The 20,276-nt window shown below is 40.1% G+C and carries 14 protein-coding genes; 4 read left to right on the top strand and 10 right to left on the bottom strand.

What is annotated here, in order from left to right:
* Window positions 1–372: 372 nt before the first annotated feature.
* A complete protein-coding gene (locus tag BFS05_RS02610; protein WP_103084468.1) occupies window positions 373–1,575 on the top strand; it encodes a pyridoxal phosphate-dependent aminotransferase in 1,203 nt (400 codons plus the stop codon).
* 253 nt (window positions 1,576–1,828) lie between these two features.
* Here BFS05_RS02610 and rho read toward each other — a convergent pair whose 3' ends face one another.
* From rho to gatC, 7 genes are all read right to left on the bottom strand, one after another.
* A complete protein-coding gene (gene rho / locus BFS05_RS02605) occupies window positions 1,829–3,853 on the bottom strand; it encodes a transcription termination factor Rho (protein WP_103084467.1) in 2,025 nt (674 codons plus the stop codon).
* A gap of 395 nt (window positions 3,854–4,248) precedes the next feature.
* Entirely contained in the window at window positions 4,249–5,862 is a 1,614-nt protein-coding gene (locus BFS05_RS02600) for an NAD(P)/FAD-dependent oxidoreductase (RefSeq protein ID WP_103084466.1), read from the bottom strand.
* 277 nt (window positions 5,863–6,139) lie between these two features.
* The gene (locus BFS05_RS02595) at window positions 6,140–6,454 is read right to left on the bottom strand and encodes a DUF2469 domain-containing protein (protein ID WP_103084465.1); all 315 of its coding nucleotides are present in this window, start codon (window positions 6,452–6,454) and stop codon (window positions 6,140–6,142) included.
* Window positions 6,455–6,456: 2 nt separating this feature from the next.
* Complete coding sequence (locus tag BFS05_RS02590; RefSeq protein ID WP_103084464.1) at window positions 6,457–7,536, bottom strand: GNAT family N-acetyltransferase; 1,080 nt, start codon at window positions 7,534–7,536, stop codon at window positions 6,457–6,459.
* A gap of 313 nt (window positions 7,537–7,849) precedes the next feature.
* The gene (gene gatB / locus BFS05_RS02585) at window positions 7,850–9,349 is read right to left on the bottom strand and encodes an Asp-tRNA(Asn)/Glu-tRNA(Gln) amidotransferase subunit GatB (protein ID WP_103084463.1); all 1,500 of its coding nucleotides are present in this window, start codon (window positions 9,347–9,349) and stop codon (window positions 7,850–7,852) included.
* A 32-nt stretch (window positions 9,350–9,381) separates the two neighbouring features.
* Window positions 9,382–10,923: an Asp-tRNA(Asn)/Glu-tRNA(Gln) amidotransferase subunit GatA gene (gene gatA, locus BFS05_RS02580; RefSeq protein ID WP_103084462.1), complete on the bottom strand. Its 1,542-nt coding sequence runs from the start codon at window positions 10,921–10,923 to the stop codon at window positions 9,382–9,384.
* 3 nt (window positions 10,924–10,926) lie between these two features.
* Window positions 10,927–11,223 carry an Asp-tRNA(Asn)/Glu-tRNA(Gln) amidotransferase subunit GatC gene (gene gatC, locus BFS05_RS02575; RefSeq protein WP_004114131.1) on the bottom strand — a complete coding sequence of 99 codons (297 nt, stop codon included), beginning with the start codon at window positions 11,221–11,223 and terminating at the stop codon, window positions 10,927–10,929.
* Between the two features lie 401 nt (window positions 11,224–11,624).
* Between gatC and BFS05_RS02570 the strand changes: the two genes are divergently transcribed.
* The 3 genes from BFS05_RS02570 to BFS05_RS02560 all read left to right on the top strand — a co-directional run bounded on the left by BFS05_RS02570 (window position 11,625) and on the right by BFS05_RS02560 (window position 16,116).
* Window positions 11,625–12,761 (top strand): ABC transporter ATP-binding protein, encoded by a 1,137-nt coding sequence (locus BFS05_RS02570; RefSeq protein WP_103084461.1) that lies wholly within the window; start codon window positions 11,625–11,627, stop codon window positions 12,759–12,761.
* Window positions 12,758–13,855, top strand: coding sequence for a hypothetical protein (locus tag BFS05_RS02565; RefSeq protein ID WP_103084460.1), 1,098 nt, complete (start codon window positions 12,758–12,760; stop codon window positions 13,853–13,855). Before BFS05_RS02570 ends, BFS05_RS02565 begins: the two co-directional genes overlap by 4 nt.
* A 713-nt stretch (window positions 13,856–14,568) precedes the next feature.
* Complete coding sequence (locus BFS05_RS02560) at window positions 14,569–16,116, top strand: thiol-activated cytolysin family protein (RefSeq protein ID WP_103084459.1); 1,548 nt, start codon at window positions 14,569–14,571, stop codon at window positions 16,114–16,116.
* A gap of 203 nt (window positions 16,117–16,319) precedes the next feature.
* On the opposite strand, the gene BFS05_RS02555 is transcribed toward BFS05_RS02560, so the two are convergent.
* The 3 genes from BFS05_RS02555 to BFS05_RS02545 form a co-directional block, all read right to left on the bottom strand.
* Entirely contained in the window at window positions 16,320–17,405 is a 1,086-nt protein-coding gene (locus BFS05_RS02555) for an FAD:protein FMN transferase (RefSeq protein WP_180978580.1), read from the bottom strand.
* Between the two features lie 388 nt (window positions 17,406–17,793).
* Window positions 17,794–19,254: an ATP-binding protein gene (locus BFS05_RS02550; RefSeq protein WP_219726416.1), complete on the bottom strand. Its 1,461-nt coding sequence runs from the start codon at window positions 19,252–19,254 to the stop codon at window positions 17,794–17,796.
* 272 nt (window positions 19,255–19,526) lie between these two features.
* Window positions 19,527–20,249, bottom strand: a complete 723-nt coding sequence (locus tag BFS05_RS02545; RefSeq protein WP_103084457.1) for a Fic/DOC family protein — start codon at window positions 20,247–20,249, stop codon at window positions 19,527–19,529.
* Window positions 20,250–20,276: the final 27 nt, after the last annotated feature.

Genomic DNA, 20,276 nt, shown 5'->3' with positions numbered 1-20,276 from the left:
TTTAACAAAAAATTGCCAAAAGTTTATGCGCCTAAACTTTTGCTTAGATTATTTTATTTCGGAAGTTATTTAAGAATTATTATAGGTCTAATAGAAAAGATTACTGATAATATTTAACAATTTCGTAAAATTCACACCATCAAGCAGTGCTACTATATTTAACAACATTTAACAACATTTAACATTGGGAAATAATTCGTAACATATAAAAGATATATACTAAAAAATAACTAAACACATAAAAATAAACAAATAAAGATAAACACTTAAATCTAAACAGTATTATTAGAAAACATATAAAATAAACGAAAATTTATCACAAAATATGTGTTAATTCACAAAATACACACACTAGAGGCAAAAGGAGCTTATATGTCGACTTTGGCACAACACGCGATATCTATACCACGATCAGGCATACGCGACGTATTCGATCGAGTTGAACAAATGCCTGAAGCAATATCCTTATGCCTTGGAGAACCTGGCGAAACCGCTTCGCCACATATTGTTGAAGCCGCATGTTCATCACTAAAAGCCGGAAAAACAAAATATACAGACGTACTTGGCATACCAGAATTTAGAAAAGCTGCAGCAGAATACACAAAACGAATTAAAGGACTAACTTACAATCCTGATACAGAAATTCAAGCAGTAGACGGAGCTACAGTAGGCTTATATTTGGCCACAAAAGCACTTATAGACCCAGGCGACGAAGTAATTATCCCATCTCCATTCTTCACATCATACGAAGCTGGAGTGCTTATGTGCGACGCAACACCAGTAACCGTCGCAGTAAAACCAGAACACGGAATGCGAATCAACGCGGAAGACATACTTAAAGCTGTAACTCCAAAAACAAAAGCTGTAATCTTAAATTCACCAGGAAATCCAACTGGCGCAGTAACAACAATGGAAGAACTCAAGGAAATAGCTAAAGTTTGCATTGACAACGACTTATGGGCTATTTCCGACGAAGTCTACCACCCATTTGTGTTCTCAAATGATCCAGAAAGTGACGTTTCTATTGAAACGGTAGCGCCTTCCATAGCATCAATTGAGGGAATGAAAGAAAGAACAATAGTTGTTGAAAGCTTGTCTAAAACTTTTGCAATGACAGGATGGAGAATCGGATACATTCTTTCAACTGAAGATGTGATTGAACAAACAAGTAAAATCGCAGAAATGATACATTCTTCTATAAATTCAACAGCTCAATACGGCGGTGTTGCGGCATTAACAGGATCTTTGGATCATGTAAAAGAAATGCGAGAAGAATACCGATTCAAACGCAATATCGTTATGGAAGAATTGGCGGATTGCACTGCAGTAAAGTTGATTGAACCTCAAGGTGCTTTCTATGCTTTCGTTGACGTTCGACCAACAGGACTAAGCTCTAAAGAATTTAGTGATAGATTGTTGACAGAAGAAAAAGTGGCTGTAGTTCCTGGAGAAGCATTCGGTAAAGAAGGCAGCGGATTCGTACGAGTATCATATGCAGGAAAACCTGAAGATATCAAAGAAGGCGTATCAAGATTACGCAAATTCGCAATGACTGCTTGTGCCGAAAATAAATAACTATTAAAAAGTAAACAAAGTGGCGTTAATTAGCGATAATTAGCGCCACTTAGCATTAATTCACGATAATTCCATATAAAATATAGCTTTATAAATATTGAGCATCTAAGTACAGAAAAAGTATCTACACACAAAGTATCTAAGTACACAAAAGTTTTTGGAATCTCTTCTCAAACAATACAAAATTACCCCCTGAATTTATTAACAATTGTATTAAATCAGAGGGTAATTTTATGAATAAATCAATTAAATTTTAAGCAACACTTGGAGCATTGCCACCATTCGTAGAATTATTCGCTTGCTGTACAATAGCAGCCAAAAAATCGCGATTAGATGCAGTCTTCTTCAAACGAGGCACCAAAGTTTGGTAAGCCTGCTCAGGTTCAAGACCACCAAACAAGCGACGCAAGCGGTAAATAATTGGCAATTCTTGAGCAGGAGTAATCAACTCTTCACGACGAGTACCAGAAGAATTAATATCCACAGCTGGGAACAAACGCTTATCTGCCAAATCGCGGCTCAAACGAAGCTCCATATTGCCAGTGCCCTTGAATTCCTCAAATATCACTTCATCCATCTTTGAACCAGTTTCAACCAATGCGGAAGAAATAATAGTCAAAGAACCGCCATTTTCAATATTTCGAGCTGCACCGAAGAACTTCTTAGGAGGATAAAGCGCCTGAGCATCAACGCCACCGGAAAGAATACGACCAGAAGTTGGAGCCGCAATGTTATATGCACGCGCCAAACGCGTCATAGAATCAAGCAAAACAACAACATCCTGACCAAGCTCAACCAAGCGCTTAGCCCTTTCAATTGCCAATTCAGCTACAGTAGTGTGATCTGTTGCAGGACGGTCAAAAGTAGAAGAAATAACTTCACCTTGAACTGTGCGTTCCATATCAGTCACTTCTTCCGGACGTTCATCCACAAGAACAACCATTAAGTGAACTTCAGGATTATTAGCAGAAATAGCATTGGCGATATTCTGCAAGGTGATTGTCTTACCAGCCTTTGGAGGTGAAACAATCAAACCACGCTGACCTTTACCAATAGGAGCAACTAAATCAATGATTCTTCCAAGAATACGATTTGGAGTAGTTTCCTGCTTCAAACGCTCCTGAGGATACAAAGGCGTCAGCTTAGCAAATTGTGGACGTGACTGAGCCTCTTCCACGCTAAGACCATTAATCGTATCGATTGCTTGCAAAGGAACAAACTTCTGACGCTGATTACGACGATCTCCCTCGCGAGGAGCGCGAATAGAGCCTTGAACAGCATCACCTTTACGCAAACCATACTTCTTAATCTGGCTCATAGAAACATAAACGTCGTTAGGGCCAGGTAAGTATCCGGAAGTTCTCACAAAAGCGTAAGAATCCATAACGTCTACAATTCCCGCAACCGGTACAAGCTCTTCCTTAACCTCTTCGCGTGCACGTTGGCGATCGGATTGATCATGCCCTTCTCGTATCTCACTAAGCTCACGGTCACGATCGCGAGAATCGTCAGAGCGATCCAAATGTTCAGGATGATCCTCACGGCTTGTTTGAGATTCATCAAAATCACGAACACGACCGCGAGCGCGACGCTGGAAACGATCTGAGCGAGAACCGCTGTCACGATTTGCATCACGTTGAGAAATCCTTTGACGACGAGAATCACCCTCACGATTAGACTCACCGCGACGATCAGACTGAACTTCCTCAATTTCATTAGGCAAAGTTGCTAGAATCTGATCCAAATCAGGCGAAGAAACAGACGAAGAATTAGAGGAGGAAGACTGCTCATTATCGTTAAATTCTTCGCGCTCGTCTTCATTCTCATCTTCACGAATCATTTCTCTACCAAACTCTCGGCGACGACGCATTTTCATACCGCGATCTCGTAAATGAGAACCCTCAGGTATATCTAAATCTTCTAGCATACGATTATTTTCACGATTATTATTATCAGATTGATTCACGCTTGCATCATCATCATTACCAGCGCGATCTTCATTATTCTGAATATCATCAGACTCCGCATAGCTACTGCGGTTATCATTTGGATAACTATCGTTATCAAAATCGCTATCATAATACTGCGATGAACGAATAGGACTTGCAGGAACATAAACGGTAACACCTGCTGGCGCTTCTCCCCCATTGCGCGCTGCAGTCAGCGTAGAAACTAAATCTGACTTACGCATAGTAGAAGTACCACGCAGCCCCATCTGCTTCGCAAGATCTTTCAGCTCGGATAGCTTCATATCTTCAAGATTTTGGCTTGTTGCCACAATTATGCCTTTCCTCGACTCCACGGGTAGACTCCGGTGAGCTTTTTCTGGAAGATTACGGAAAATTCCGTCATGAATTTCATGCACAATACATATCATTCATACAATGCATGAACAAATAAAAGATTACTACAGTATACAGACGGCACAAAACGCCGTATATTGCCGATAAATGCAGTATTTTATGTACTAAATATGAAAAATTTAAAGTAAGCAATTTGAGATTTTATTAAAACTTTTTATAAAACACTTTCTAATAAATGTAGAAATATATAGGAATATATAAAAATATAAAACATATAAAACATATATAAAAATAAAAGTGGCAGAAATCGAATAACTCGCATTTCCGCCACTTAACATTAAATCGGCATTAGATTAGCAATATTTAGATATTACTTTTTCTCATGATACGATTTCTCAGTATTAACAGACCACACGTTCTCTTTAGACTCACGACCAGAACGAATATTATCAACAGCTTCAATAGCAGTAGCCATAGAATGATCCTGATTATTGTATCTATGCTGACCATTACGACCAACGCAATACAAATTACCAAAGCTATCCAAATATTCAATTAACTCTGGCATTTGAGCATAAGTATCAAAATAAGCAGGATAAGCCTTAGGCACGCGCTCGCGATGTGAATCTAACACATCTTCCTCACCGTTAATAACCTGCATTCGAGTAAGCTCATCGATAGCAGACTTACGAGCCTCATCTTCGCTCATATTCCAGAAATCATCGCCCTCATCGCAGAAATACTCGAGGCCAATCCAAACAGTATTATCCACGTCTTTTACGAGATAAGGACTCCAGTTGTTGAAAATCTGCAAACGACCAACTTTGTATCCAGGATCTTGCACGTAAATCCAGCAATCTGGGACAATAGGCGGGTTGCCAAGAGTTGGGATAGAAGTAGTATTACGCAAACGCATACGCTTTACAAGCAATCCAACAGTCACAAAATCGCGATAAGGCAAACCTGCTGCAACTTTTTGCATTTCTGCAGGAACCTGATTCTTAGACTTATCCCCAGCTTCCAAAGCTGCAACCAAATCTTTGATTGGCATAGAAGAAATAAACTGATCTGCGTAAATATCAGAGCGCTCGCCATTAGAATTTTCAACTGTAACGCTAGAAATATGGCCGTCTTTTTGAGAGATTCCAACAACCTTAGCATTCGTGCGAACAGTAACACCATTCTCACGGCAACGACGCTCAACAGTTTCCCACAATTGACCAGGTCCAAGCTTTGGATACCAGAATTCCTCAATTAACGAGGTTTCTACTTCCTTCTTTTTTCCCTTTTTCTTAGGCATTAACTTTGAAAAAGCATTCTTTAAAACTTCCACAATGCTCAAACCTTTAACGCGCTGAGCACCCCAATCTGCGGAAATCTTGCTAGGATGCCTACCCCATAATTTTTCCGTATAGCCTTCAAAGAACATCGAATAAAGCTTCCTACCAAAACGATTGATATAGAAGTTTTCAAGATTCGTTTCAGGCAATTTATGAATCATAGACCATAAATAGCTAAAGCCAACTTTCATCGTTAACACGAATCCCATAGAACGCAATGTTGACGCCGAAAGAGAGATAGGATAATCAAAGAAATGATGATTCCAGAAAATTCTTGACACACGGTGACGCTTCAACATCACTTCGTCTTCAACTTCAGGATCAGGACCGCCTGCTTCCAAATCATGGTGACGACCAAGCTTTTTATCATCGTAAGAAGGAGCACCTTGCAAAGGCAACATATCGCGCCACCATTGCATGATACGGTCGTCCTTTGAGAAGAAACGATGACCGCCAATATCCATGCGATTACCGTTATATTTTACAGTGCGAGAGATTCCGCCAAATTCTGTAGTAGATTCAAGAACAGTAACATCATAATGTTCTGAACCACCGTCTTTTACAAGTTCCCAAGCAGCCGTCAACCCTGCCGGACCACCGCCGATAATTACTACGGATTCTTTTTGGGATTGCGTATCTGACACTTGTCCTCCATACCTAAATATGTGTTTTTACTAAGCTCCACAAAACTAACAAACTTTACGCAAATGCGCACAAGTTTTAATAAATACCCATAAAGAGCATACACTCAAGTTAAGATAGCAAATTATATAAATTCTGGTTTAATTGCACAAATTCTCTTGGGTAAATTTACCAGCAAACTACAATTAGCAATGAAAATAATATTGCAATAAGCCAGATAATTAGCTACATTTCATAGAATTTACTAAATAGTTGCGTTTATTGCATAAATAGTTTTATTTACGCAATAGATTCTGGAATATCGATATCGCTTTTTTGAACTTCCTCAACATTCACATCTTTAAACGTAACAATTCGCACAGTTTTCACAAAACGCGTAGGACGATAAACATCCCAAACCCAAGCATCAGTGAGTTTCACATCGAAATAAACGTCTTGTCCGGCTGCGCAAGCATTAAAATCAACCTTATTGGCTAAATAAAAACGCCTTTCAGTTTCTACAACATAAGTGAATAATTTTATGACATCGCGATACTCTTTGTACAACGCAAGTTCCGCATCAGTTTCATAATTATCAAGATCTTCAGCACTCATAATTAAACCTCCGCTGTAGCATTGTCATTCTTGTCGTTCTTGTCATTCTTGTCGTCGTTCTTTTTGTCGTTCTTGTTATCATTCTTGTCATCATTCGTATGATTATTACGATCTTTACCCAAGAATCGCCACCAAGCGCGCTTAGATGGCTTTTTTACAGCAGCAACATCGGATTCACCAGACTTATCTGGATTAGAATCGTTATTTTTACCTGCAGTAGAACTGGCAGCAGAACTGGTAGTAAAACTCGTAGCAAAACTCATAGCAGATGCGTCTTTAACTGGAACAGCAATAGAATGTTCATGTGCGCTTAAAGCTTCACGAACACCAGGATTTTCCTCAATAACATGCAATCCAAAAGCATCTAGAGAACGAATCGCATCGTATTCGTCTGCCAAAGTATCCATAACTACAAAATCTTGATATTTTTGATTGTACGAATCCCACAAAGCATCTCTAGCAGTACCAGTGCGCATAAAACCTAAAGACTGATACACGGAAAGAGATCGTGTGTTTGTGGCAGGAACTCCAACCCAAATTCTGTGCATTCCCAATCCAATAGGAGTTGCAGCAAAGCCGTACGTCATAACGCGAGGCATAGCGTCACGAGAATAACCGCGTCCTCGGTAATCGCGACCTAAAACAACCTGTATGCGAGCAGAACATGACCAACCGTCAATGTCAATTAGGAAAATCATGCCAATAATAGCTGAAGATTTGTTTTCTTCATCATCTAAAACATCAGGCACAATCGCCCAAGCTATAGTAGGGCGCGATTGAATATCCCCAGCAAAACGGCATACATCCGAAGGATTATCTGCAATGCGACCACCGCTAGACCACTGTACAGATCTTTCAACCCACGCATGCACCATTGCTCGTTCAGATTGCGAATCTTTTCCAGTTATCAGAGCAGCTCCATCAAAAGCATGCAAATCATCCATTCTAGATAAATCGTCTATTGTCGCAGGACGAAGTCTAGCCATTTCGCCACGAATTTCCGGAATAGTTATATTTTCAGGAAGCGTCCTAGAATCAAGCGATTCACACGCGTTATTAATACTCAAATTCATTTCCTGCATATCCACCTCTTCAAACAATTTCCCAACTCACACAATAAATTCATAATAGTCTTACTCTATCACCTGCATATATTTATGTATCACATGCATATATTTAGCTAGCAATATTTAGCTAGCAATATTTAATTACCTATATAAATCTACAATCACTTGTTATTATTTCAAATAGCCCACACAAAATCTTAAAATACAAAATTTAATTGCATCATTGCATTAAATAATTTATATTCACGCGTAAAAATGCAAAAGGTTCTGCACGCTTACGAAATGCTAATAATTATAAACAAAACGCAAACGTACAGAACCTATAAAATCATGCCTTGATCTTTGCCATCACAATCTTAGTAACAGCCTTAGCATCAGCCTGACCCTTAGTTGCACGCATAACAGCGCCAATAATTGCACCCATCGGCTTCATATTTCCAGCCTTAAGCTTTTCTGCAACTTCAGGATCAGCAGCAAGAGCAGCGTCAACAGCAGCTTCCAAAGCGCCGTCATCGTTCATAACCTTGAATCCGTGCTTCTTAACAACTTCATCAGGCTTACCCTCGCCAGCCAAAACGCATGCAACAGTTTGCTTAGCGAGCTTATCGTTAAGATTGCCGTCTGCAATTAGCTTTTCAACTTCAGCCACATCTTGCGGAGTAATAGGCAATTCTTCCAAAGTCACGCCACGAGTGTTTGCTTCGCGAGCAAGCTCACCAAGCCACCACTTCTTAGCACCTGCTGCACTTGCGCCAGCCTTAACAGTTTCTTCAACCAAATCAAGAGCATCTGCGTTCAAAATATCGCGCATTTCAAGATCGCTAATACCCCATTCGCTTTGCAAACGGTTACGGCGCTCGCGAGGCATTTCAGGCATTTCTGCCTTCATGCGCTCAATATGCTCTTTAGTGATGTGAAGCATAACCAAATCAGGATCTGGGAAGTAGCGATAATCGTCAGCATCCGACTTCACGCGACCGCCAGCAGTAGTCTGAGTTGCCTCATCCCAGTGACGAGTTTCCTGCAAAATCTCGCCGCCTTCGCTCAAAATAGCAGCCTGGCGACGAATCTCATATTGCAGAGTCTTTTCAATACCGCGGAATGTGTTAACATTCTTAGTTTCTGAACGCGTACCAAATGGATCGGTTGGCTTGCGGCGGAGCGAAACGTTCACGTCAGCACGCATATTGCCCTGCTCCATACGAGCGTGGGAGATGTTAAGAGCGCGAACAATATCGCGAATAGCACGCATATAAGCACCAGCAATTTCTGGAGCGCGGCTACCTGCACCTTCGATTGGCTTAGTTACAATCTCAATTAAAGGCACACCTGCGCGATTGTAATCAACCAAAGAATGATTTGCGCCTTCAATACGACCGTCAGCACCACCAACGTGAGTATTCTTACCAGCGTCATCCTCAATGTGAGCACGCTCAATCGGCACGCGAAACACAGTGCCATCTTCAAGCTCAACATCCAAGTAACCGTTGCCATTAGTAGGCTTATCGTACTGGGAAATCTGGTAATCACGAGGCATATCTGGGTAGAAGTAGTTCTTACGAGCGAACTGGCTCCACTCAGCAATCTCGCAATGCAACGCCAAACCGAGCTTAATAGCGTAATCAACTGCAGTCTTGTTTACAACTGGCAAAGAGCCTGGCAAACCAAGGCTTACAGGAGTTAGCTGAGTATTTGGCTCGCCACCAAAAGATACTTCTGCTGGGCAGAACAGCTTCGTACGAGTGCAAAGCTCAACGTGAGTTTCCAAACCGAATACTGGATCAAACTGCTCCACAGCATCGGCATATTTCATAAGTTTTTCAGCCATGAGAATCCTTCTTATTTAAGCTTTACTTCACTTTACTTAGCCAATGAATCGAGCCAACCAGCTTTAAGCGACTTCCAGATTGGGCCGCCCCACTGCTCTTCGAGCGCAGCTTCCAACGCTGCTGCAGGCTTGTACATCTTTTCATCATGGCATTGCGGAGCAATAATCTGAATACCAACAGGCAAACCATCATCACTTAAGCCAGCTGGGAGGCTCAAAGCTGGAACGCCAGCCATGTTTGCAGGAATCGTAGCAATATCGTTCATGTACATGGAAAGCGGATCGTTCATCTTCTCACCAAACTTAAATGCCGTTGTAGGGCTTGTTGGAGAAATAAGAACATCTACCTTATTAAACGCTTCTTCAAAATCGCGAATAATAAGCGTACGAACTTTTTGTGCAGAACCATACCAAGCATCGTAATAGCCAGCGGAAAGTGCATAAGTACCGAGAATAATACGACGCTTTACTTCGTCACCGAAACCAGCTTCACGAGTTGCAGCCATCATATTTGCAGCAGTCTGAGGCTTGTCTGCTGGCGGCATTACGCGCAAACCGTAGCGCATACCGTCGTAGCGAGCCAAATTGGAGCTAACTTCGGAAGGCATAATAATGTAGTAAGCAGCCAAAGAATAAGGGAAATGAGGGCAGGAAACTTCTGTTACTTCTGCACCCATATCCTTAAGCAATTGCACAGCTTCATTAAAGCGTGCTTCAACGCCTGGCTGGAATCCGTCGCCACTAAGCTCCTTAACTAAACCAACCTTCAAGCCCTTCAAATCACGGCGAGCGCCCTCACGAGCAGCTTGAGCCATTGGAGGAACAGGAGCTGGAATAGAAGTAGAATCGCGCCTATCGTTACCGCCGATAATTTCCTGCAAAAGTGCAGAGTCAAGAACAGTACGAGAAACAGGTCCAATCTGATCAAGAGAGCTTGCCATAGCGATTGCACCAAAACGGCTAACACCGCCATAAGTTGGCTTTGCACCGACTGTACCAGTTAAAGCGCCTGGCTGACGAATAGAGCCACCAGTATCTGTACCCAAAGCAATAGGAGCCTCGAATGCAGCAACAGCAGCTGCAGAGCCGCCACCAGAACCGCCAGGAACACGCTCAGTATCCCAAGGATTGCAAGTAGTTTGATAAGCCGAATGCTCTGTAGAAGAACCTTGAGCGAACTCATCCAAATTAGTCTTGCCAAGAATTGGCATGCCAGCTGCCTTGAGCTTTTCAATAACAGTAGCATCGTAAGGTGGAACCCAGCCTTCAAGAATCTTAGATGCCGCAGTAGTAGGAATGCCCTTAGTAACAATCATGTCCTTAATTGCAATTGGCACACCAGCCAACTCAGGCAATCCTTCAGTCTCACCCTTAGCGTTCTTGGCATCAAAAGCATCTGCCTGCTCAAGAGCAATATCTGCAGAAACATGCAAGAATGCCTTAATTTCTGGCTCTGCAGACTCAATAACTGCCAAGTGAGCTTCAACAAGTTCGCGGCTAGAAACTTCTTTAGCTTTCACAGCCTTTGCCATATCGGCAGCAGAAAGTTTTACTAAATCTTGAGTATTAGTCATGTTTTATTCCTCCCCCAAAATTCGAGGCGCTACAAACATGCCAGACTCACTTCTAGGAGCACCAGAAAGAGCTTCTTCTTGAGTCAAAGGTGTAGCAGGCTCATCTGGACGCAAATAAGCTTCCAAAGGCACTGGATTTGCAGTAGGTGGCACATCTTCGCCAGCAACTTCCTGCACTTTATTAATAGATTCTGCAATGACGTTTAATTCGCCTTGCAAGCGACTGATTTCTTCGTCGCTTAAAGCAATCTGGGACAAAACGCCCAAATGCTCAATTTCTTCGCGTGTGAATGTAGGCATAACCTCAACTATATGAGTGATACGTGACCTTTCAAAGCTGAAAATAATAGTATTAATGCTTTTTAAAATATTGAATTTATGTGATTATTACCGCTAAGTTTCTAAACGCAAAAAGTATATATAGCAAATAAAACCCAAACAATTTGATAACAAAAACTACGAATATTGCAAATCCATGCAGACAACTGTTTATACAACTATTTGTACTGCAATTTGTACTGCAATTTATACTGCCTACAAATCTGTATAAGCAAATAAATACACGAGTGTAAAAGCAAATATTTAAAGATAATGCGTGGAAATAAATTACAAAATAAAGTTAATAAATTCATTTTTAATAATTATTACAAAATATTATTTTCACCTTATGATTACAGCGATATTAACAGTATTATCTAATTATGATAGAGATACGAAATATAACTAAGCGATATAACGGTAAACGTGCGCTAGACAATGTTTCCTTTGTAGCAGAAGATGGCAGAGTTACAGGATTAATAGGGCCTAACGGATCCGGAAAGTCAACATTAATACACTGCGCATTGGGACTCACAAATTTAACAAGCGGAAAAGTTCTATTTGATGGCGTTCCGTATAAGAATCTTCGATCTCCAATTGAAACAGTTGGTTCAGTATTAGATATGAAAATTGAGGATTATAGCAAAAGCGCGATTAGCTACCTTAATAGAATTGCGGAAACTTATGGTATAGAGAAAAGTCGCGTATTAGAAGTTATTGATCTTGCCGGAATTGCATATATAAAAAATATGAAAATTAGAGCAATGTCAACCGGCATGCGTAAACGTTTATCAGTTGCAATAGCACTTCTAGCAAACCCTCACAATCTTATCCTAGATGAACCTTTCCATGGTTTAGATTCCGAGGGAGTCAACTGGATTAGAGATTTGTGTAAATATTATGCAAAACAAGGTGGATCTGTATTAGTAAGTTCAAACACAATAAGCGAAATTGCAAATGTAGCAGACGATATCGTAATCATAGCTCATGGAAATATCTTGCTACAAGATAATGTGAGGAACTTTGCTGAAAACTACTCACGCTATTCAGCAATTCGAGTGATTACACCAGAACCTAAAAAGCTTCTTTACATTATGCAGTCTCAACATAGAGAGTGCGCTGTCACTAGAGTTGATAACAAAAATGACGATGTTCAAGAAGGTGTAGCTTTCGTAATACGAAATGCAGATATTACAGATTTATCTCGTAGTTTTGCTAATCAACAATTAATCACATATCAAATAAATATGGAAAGTCCTTCGTTAGAAGCTGCATACATTTCGCTTACTAAAAATCACACGCAATATGTTTCTATTCCTACAAGTGAATACGAAAATATGCCAAGCAATGTTGAAAATCAACCTATATATCAACAGGCACAGTACACTCAGCAATACCAGCCGCAGTACGAACAGCCGTACCAGCAACAGTACGAACAGGCACAGTACAATCCGCAATCATATTCAGCTCAACCATATTCGCAGCAACCGCAATATAACACTCAGGGAGAAGTACGATGAATGCACAAACTATGAACCAAATGCAACCAGGAATGCAGACTCCTACATCTTCAAGAGGCATCACGCGCTACCATTTAACATTCTTTAACATACTTAAAGTTGAAATAATCAAACTATTATGCGCGCAATTCACATGGTGGTGTACTGCATTATTTATACTGATTCCGTTCGCTTTAACATCATTTTTTTCATTTATCGTTAACGTCTTTACCATGAAGATAAATAGGGGCGCCTCAGTTTCATTATCAGCAGTAATTTTTGAAGCATATAGACAAAGTTGTTCAATGCGAGTGCAAAAAGTAGAAGGCTTTTGGCGTTACTACAGCAATTGCGATATGGGCCAGTACATCAATATTTTAAAAAATACGATTTCCGGAGTGTACATAATTATATCGCTGTCTGCAGTAGCAGTTTCTATTGCCTTTGCAGCAATTGCAGCATCACGCGATCGCGAAAAAGAAATACTAAGCGGATTAGCCGTTGCTGTTCCAAAACGTGATTCCCTTATATTTGCAAAATTAGTTGTCGTAGTACTGTACGTATTTGTCATACAGATAATTTCTATGATCCCAGTAAGCGTAATATCTGCAATAACACTTTCAAGATATTACATTACAAGCAGACTCGGTAGTCAAAGTCCTTTTAACACATCTATTACAATTGTATTTCTTTCAGCAATATGCGTGGCTTTATTTGCAATTATGGGTTACGGATTGGGACTTATATTTAAGTCTTCGAGAATCATCACACCAATATTTATAATCCCGCAAGCTTTAATACAAATGATAGTGTCTTTTTATTTAACAATTTATGTTATTACCATGATTCAAGGTGAAAAGATTGAAACATTCTTAAACCTTTATGCTCCGCAAACCCCAATACACGAGCCCGTCTTCAAAACAATAATTAATTTAATAGGTATGATTCCGTTAAACGCTGCAAGTAATTTTATATCTGCAGTAGCGCTTCATACGACGGAATCAAATATTTATATTCCGAACGCTGGCTTATCATTTGTTTCTCTAATTGCTTGGGCAGTAATTTCATACGGCATCGGGCACGCTATAGAAAGAATGAGAAACATCGTAAAATAACACGGAACCAGTTTTGGCATCGCAGTTATTTCGTGTTTGGAAGCCCACTAAGAAAACGCTTGCACTTTATTGTGTGAGCGTTTTTTAATGCCGCATACTAAGCTGTATTCGCAAACTTTACGGATACAATCAATAAGACTAATACAATCACCTATACGGATACAATCGTTGCACTTGGCAAAAGATTTACGCGTTACACAATTTTGCAATTTAACATGATTATTTTGTTAAGTTTATAAATACAAAAAAGTATATGTAACAAATAAAACATAAACAATTTAATATCTAAAACTGCAAATATTAAGAGTTTGACTATGAATATATATTCAATTTATACAATATATATTCAGAGATAAGCAATTAAGTTATCCATTACAAAGCAGGATTTAAATGGCAATTAAGCAGGAATTAAACAAAAATCTGCATTGGGTAACAAATGTTGATATTTATTAGCAAAAATCCTTAATTTAACAGTCAACACGCCGATAAGAATAATCTTGATAACGCAAAATAATTCATTTATCAACCTTTTTAAATTTAAACTTTAGTTTAGAATAAATTTTTCACTTCAAAAGTTGTTTTCAAATCATAAAAGGAATAATATTCAAATTGAAGCATTTGTGAATTGCACATTGAAGTCTACACAAATAGCAAAGAAGCGAAATTAGCAAATGTTTCAAATCAATTATCTACAATCTAACGAAGGTTCGAATATGGTGAACTCAAAGTTCTATCGCAATGTAGCGATGATGTTGCTGGCAGGAGCAACTGTTATCCCACAAGGTTTAGCAATTCCAGCAATGGCATCACCTGCTGAAAAGACCCCAGAAAACAATTCTTGCGCAGTAAAGAAAAGCGCATTGAATGATTACCTCTGGGATTTGAAATACGATAAAACTAATATTCTCGCCCGTCACGGCGAATCAATCGACAATAAGTTCTCAAACGACAGCTTTGACAAAGGCGGCGAATTTGTTGTTGTTGAACATCAAAAGAAGAACATCACAAACACAACTTCTAATTTGTCTGTGACTTCCTCAAACGATGCTCGCGTATACCCAGGCGCTTTATTCCGCGCTGACCAGAACTTGATGGACAACGTTCCAACGTTAATCTCCGCAAATCGCGGTCCATTAACATTAAGCGTTGATTTACCAGGATTCCATAACGGAGAAAGCGTTGCAACAGTAACCCGCCCAACCAAGAGCACTGTGACTTCAGCAGTAAACGACCTTGTATCTAAGTGGAATTCTCAGTACGCAGCAACTCATCACGTTGCAGCAAAAATGCAATATGACTCCGCAAGCGCACAGAGCATGAATCAACTTAAAGCAAAGTTCGGCGCTGATTTCGCAAAGATCGGCGTACCTCTTAAGATTGACTTTGATGCTGTACATAGAGGTGAAAAGCAAACTCAGATTGTAAACTTCAAGCAAACTTACTACAACGTGAGCGTAGATGCTCCAGATAGCCCATCTGATTTCTTCGCACCATGCACAAGCCCAGAAAGCTTGAAGAGGCGTGGAGTTGATGAAAAGCATCCACCAGTATACGTTTCTAACGTTGCTTATGGCCGCTCAATGTATGTAAAGTTTGACACCAACAGTAAGAGCACTGACTTCCAAGCTGCAGTAGAAGCTGCTATTAAGGGCGTTGAAATCAAGCCAAATACTGAATTCCATCGCATCCTCCAGAACACTTCTGTAACTGCAGTAATTCTTGGCGGTAGCGCAAATGGCGCAGCTAAGGTTATCACTGGAAACATTGATACACTTAAGGCTTTGATTCAAGAAGGTGCCAACATGAGCACCTCCAGCCCAGCAGTTCCAATTGCTTACACTACTTCCTTCGTAAAAGATAACGAAGTAGCTACGCTACAGTCCAACAGTGATTACATTGAAACGAAAGTTTCCTCTTACCGCGACGGTTATCTTACCTTAGATCACCGCGGAGCTTACGTAGCTCGCTATTACATCTACTGGGATGAATATGGAACTGAAATTGACGGAACTCCTTACGTTCGTTCTCGCGCTTGGGAAGGCAACGGAAAGTATCGTACCGCTCACTTCAATACCACTATTCAGTTCAAGGGAAATGTACGCAATCTTCGAATCAAGCTCGTAGAGAAGACCGGCTTGGCATGGGAACCATGGCGCACAGTGTATGACCGTTCTGATTTGCCGCTCGTTCGTCAGCGCACAATCAAGAACTGGGGCACTACATTGTGGCCACGCGTTGCTGAAACTGTTAAGAATGACTAGTTCATATCCTAAAAGTTAAAGCTAGAACTTTAAAGTAGATAGATATAAGTTAATACAAATTGATATATTAAGGGTTTTGTTTCGTAAATAATTACGAGATAAAGCCCTTAATTATTAAGAACTTAATTATTAAGCCATTAATTATTAGAAAATTCATAAGATTAGCGGATTATAGGTGTTATAGCTTATAGACGGAAATGGTTTTATGAGTTATATACGAAAAACTGTGCAGGGAAGTTTTTCGTTGCGCACATTGTGTGATTTGGAAGTGTTACAGCAAATTCAGCGCCTTTACTTTGGATGATTTTTTGCAAATCACTTTCTGACGAAACGAAAAGCGCAGTCGCTAATGCGTCGGCATATGCAGTTGGAAAATCACACGTTTTAGCAGGAACGTAAGCCCAACTTGCAGAAAGTTTTTGCACTGGAATGCCATCTAAAGCGTTGATCAAATGGGCTGCAATTAAATTTGATTCAAAACCATTACCTGCAAGACAATTCTCATCTCTTACTTTCCAGCGTTTTCTTGCACTAGACGACGCACACAACGCTCCGCTTGCGATTGATGCCACTCCAACTGCTTGCGTCGTATCAAAAGGATTTTCTAAAGCAACTTTTATTTGATAATCTTCATCACTAAAACAAGCGCGCATATCACCGCCAGCGTTTACCAGAAAATCACAATCTGCAGGTAAATCGCTATCCGCAGGTGAATCGCTATCCACATGTAGATCACTATCCGCAGGCGAATCGCCACTAAGCTCCTCTTTAATAATCTGCGTTAAAAGATCTACAAAATAACCTTTCCCAGCTGCACCAAAATCAAGCTGTACTGGCTGATTTGTGCAAAGCGTTGTGCCGACGCCATCTCGCGAAATATCTCCCCACTTAACTGACAACAAGCGACGATAATTGGTCCAACTGCCACCGCCGCTATCTTCACTCGCACTTCCAGCCGATTCCGGAACGAATTGCACAGAATTATCGTAGCCAAGCGCAAGCAAATCCGCACCAACGCACGCGTCGAAAGCTCCTCGCGTAGCATTGTAAAACTCATCATAAATTGCAAAAAGCGGTTGCACCCACGACGGGAACTCAAAATCGCCGCCATGCTCCGCACGAGCCATGCGCGAAACTAGCGAATCTTCACGAAAGCGCGAAAGAGTGCGTTCATAATCATCAATAAACGCGCGAATCCGCTTCTGCACGCGCTGCGAAATCGGCTTGCTGCTAGAGATAATAATCCCCGTTCCAAGCGCGCAATCAAACGCAACAACATTCCTAAACATCATTTGCCTCACTCACAACATCAAACACTCTACCAATCATCAAAACCCGCAACAATATCCCCCCCCCCCCAAAAAAAAGCCACAAAATAGAAAAATGTCGTCATAGTTTATAGAAAGTCATGTTCTATACCTACATTTTGCCAAAATGAAGGCATAGCGCGCAACAAATACTCATCTATACCTACATTTTTGAAAAAACGCACTATAGAAACATAGTCAGCATCGGCAACATCACGCCACTCGTTTCAGTGTAATATGTTTTGCGCGCGTTAAAATCGAGCAAATACCACTTCGTAAACCAATCAAATCCCATTTCGCAAATTTGAAAATTTTTTAATTTTGCGAAATGAAACGATATTCACACAAGCCTAAAAACCCAGTAACAACGCTACTTAAGCAACCAATCAACAATGTTTTCAACGCGAATGCCGTCGTAATCATCATCCAAAGCCTTACTCAAAGTAATAACCAGCTTTTCGTAATTATTTTGGATCTTACGAAGCGGCTTTAACTCTCGCTCGCGCACAGACTCATCCATCATGCTTTCAGTTACTTGAATATAAAGTTTTTCGGAAGCAGAAGTCGCAACAAAATCCACTTCCAAATTATCTATTTTGCCAACAGCAACATCGTAGCCTCGCCTTAAAAGCTCAAAGAACACAACATTTTCTAACGCATGCCCTCTATCTCTGTCCCTAAAACCGAGCAAATAATTACGCAACCCAATGTCAACAATGTAATACTTGCCAAGAGTGCGCAAATAATCTTTCCCTTTAATGTCAAAGCGCTTAACGTCATAAAACATGTAAGATTCTTTTAACGCACTAACATAAGCGGATATAGTTTGAGTTGCAGGTTTAGCGCCACGCGCGCGCAAGACGCGAGAATTACTATCAGCAGCATCAAGAAGATTTTCAGAAGAAAGCGTATTGCACACAGAATTTAAAGACGTATTGTTTCCAATATTATCTGCCAAAAACATAATTATTTTTCTAAGAAGATCTGCGTCTGTAATCTGCCTTTGCCCGCGGCGCTTCTCGCGCTCGAGTATATCGCGAACTACTACAGTGGAATAAATTCCGTCTAGCAAAGTCATTGCACTACTCTGATTAAAACCTGATTCTAAAGCAATATCACAGATTGCAGGCATACCGCCGTAACGCATATAAGCTGCAAACAAGTCATCAAGCTCTACACTACCGCCATTAGCATTCACCGCTCTTTTTTTCAGATCACCGAGCGGAGACTTATATTCTTCAATGGAATAATCCTGAAAATCAACGAACTCTCTAAACGAAAGCGGATACATTTTCACTTCCACATACCGACCAGACAAGTATGTTGAGTACTCCGAGGAAAGCAGGTATGCGTTAGAGCCAGTTATATAGATATCGCAATCAAAATCTACGCGAAACGAGTTAATTGCATCTTCCCAACGATCTATACGCTGAAGCTCGTCAAAGAAAAGATACGTTTTTTTAGTATGCTTAACACTAGAAGATTCACTATCAGCAGATTCAATACTGTTGTATTCAATCCTATTTTTAACGTAATTGTACAAGTCCTTATAACTCATATCTTGAAACTCGAGCGACTCAAAGTTTATAGATATAATTTGATTTTGCTCAACTCCAGAGTTAATAAGGTATTCTTGCATGAGCTTAAGCAAAGTTGACTTGCCGCATCGACGAATGCCCGTCACAACTTTCACAGGTTCTGTATCTTTGAAAGCTATAAGCTGATTAAGATAAATATCGCGATTTTTAATATTTTTGCCGACTATAGCAGGGCGATTACTATGCATTGGCATATTTGCGCTTTCAAGTAGCTGATCTTGCGAATTTACCATAATAAGCCTCTACTCCGCTTTAGATAGTTTAGGAATTCTTAAAACAATGCTTACGTTGATTGCACAGTCACAAAATTGCAAAGTCATAAATTTTATTAATCTTACAATCTTACGAATCTTATAAATATTATGACTTAAACTTCGATTTTTTACAAGTTTAAGTCATTCATGACCTAAACTTTTATTTTTCGTAAGTTTAGGTTATCAATAACTCAAACTTTGTATTTTTAGAAGTTTAGATTGCACACTATAACAATACGCAATCGCTAAATTCAATCTATGCCATAACGCGTTTTATACGCAGCATAATCCTTATCTTGCAAAACACTAGCCACATTCGGCGCGTATTCGTATTCCTCTTCAACAAGATGCGCAAACTGCTGCTGTGCTAAAAGCTCAACCTGCAAAGGCTTTGTAATAATGCGGAACATGTCTTCAAGAAGCTTTGTATCGTTAGTGTCTTTAGCCTGGATTGAAGCTTCATCGTTAACTCTCTGAGTTATTAATCCCCAATCGAAATGATACCCAGCATCTCGCGCAACTATATCCCAAAAAACGCGCTGTGTTCTACCATTTCCCTCACGAAATGGGTGTAAAACATTAAAATTATTGTAATTTACACTTAGCTTACTAATAAACTCATCAATAGATAAACCTTGCAATAAATTATCATTTTTAAGCGTTTGCTCACAGTAGCGAATCCCAACGCCCATGTATTCAAGCGGATGAAACGGCTCGCCGCCGCCTTTAGTCATGTCTATAGTGCGAATCTGACCAGCCCAATCGTAAACATCCTGAAAAAGATAATGATGAATCCATTGCAATTGCTTAACAGTTCCTTCAGCATGTGGCAAGTTTTCGTACAACTTATAGCTACGAACTGAAACTAAATCGTTTTCAAAGAAATCAAGATTTTCCTGAGTTTGTAAATTCAGTTTGTTCTTCAGCACTCGCGTATGAGGAATAAGATATGGGTCAAAAACTTCATCAACCATAATTAATACTTAAACAAGTTAGGATTG

This window comes from Gardnerella coleohominis, assembly GCF_002896555.1.
Lineage (GTDB): Bacteria > Actinomycetota > Actinomycetes > Actinomycetales > Bifidobacteriaceae > Bifidobacterium > Bifidobacterium vaginale_F.
The sequence above is the reverse complement of the archived record's forward strand: the minus strand, read 5'-3'. Positions and strand labels throughout refer to the sequence as shown.

Excerpts from the sequence above, each read along its gene's own strand:
- gatA (WP_103084462.1), bottom strand. The coding sequence starts at position 10,923 with ATGACTAATACTCAAGATTTAGTAAAACTTTCTGCTGCCGATATGGCA.
- BFS05_RS02550 (WP_219726416.1), bottom strand. The coding sequence starts at position 19,254 with ATGGTAAATTCGCAAGATCAGCTACTTGAAAGCGCAAATATGCCAATG.
- gatC (WP_004114131.1), bottom strand. The coding sequence starts at position 11,223 with ATGCCTACATTCACACGCGAAGAAATTGAGCATTTGGGCGTTTTGTCC.
- BFS05_RS02555 (WP_180978580.1), bottom strand. The coding sequence starts at position 17,405 with ATGTTTAGGAATGTTGTTGCGTTTGATTGCGCGCTTGGAACGGGGATT.
- gatB (WP_103084463.1), bottom strand. The coding sequence starts at position 9,349 with ATGGCTGAAAAACTTATGAAATATGCCGATGCTGTGGAGCAGTTTGAT.
- BFS05_RS02545 (WP_103084457.1), bottom strand. The coding sequence starts at position 20,249 with ATGGTTGATGAAGTTTTTGACCCATATCTTATTCCTCATACGCGAGTG.
- BFS05_RS02595 (WP_103084465.1), bottom strand. The coding sequence starts at position 6,454 with ATGAGTGCTGAAGATCTTGATAATTATGAAACTGATGCGGAACTTGCG.
- BFS05_RS02565 (WP_103084460.1), top strand. The coding sequence starts at position 12,758 with ATGAATGCACAAACTATGAACCAAATGCAACCAGGAATGCAGACTCCT.
- BFS05_RS02570 (WP_103084461.1), top strand. The coding sequence starts at position 11,625 with ATGATAGAGATACGAAATATAACTAAGCGATATAACGGTAAACGTGCG.
- BFS05_RS02610 (WP_103084468.1), top strand. The coding sequence starts at position 373 with ATGTCGACTTTGGCACAACACGCGATATCTATACCACGATCAGGCATA.
- BFS05_RS02560 (WP_103084459.1), top strand. The coding sequence starts at position 14,569 with ATGGTGAACTCAAAGTTCTATCGCAATGTAGCGATGATGTTGCTGGCA.
- BFS05_RS02590 (WP_103084464.1), bottom strand. The coding sequence starts at position 7,536 with ATGCAGGAAATGAATTTGAGTATTAATAACGCGTGTGAATCGCTTGAT.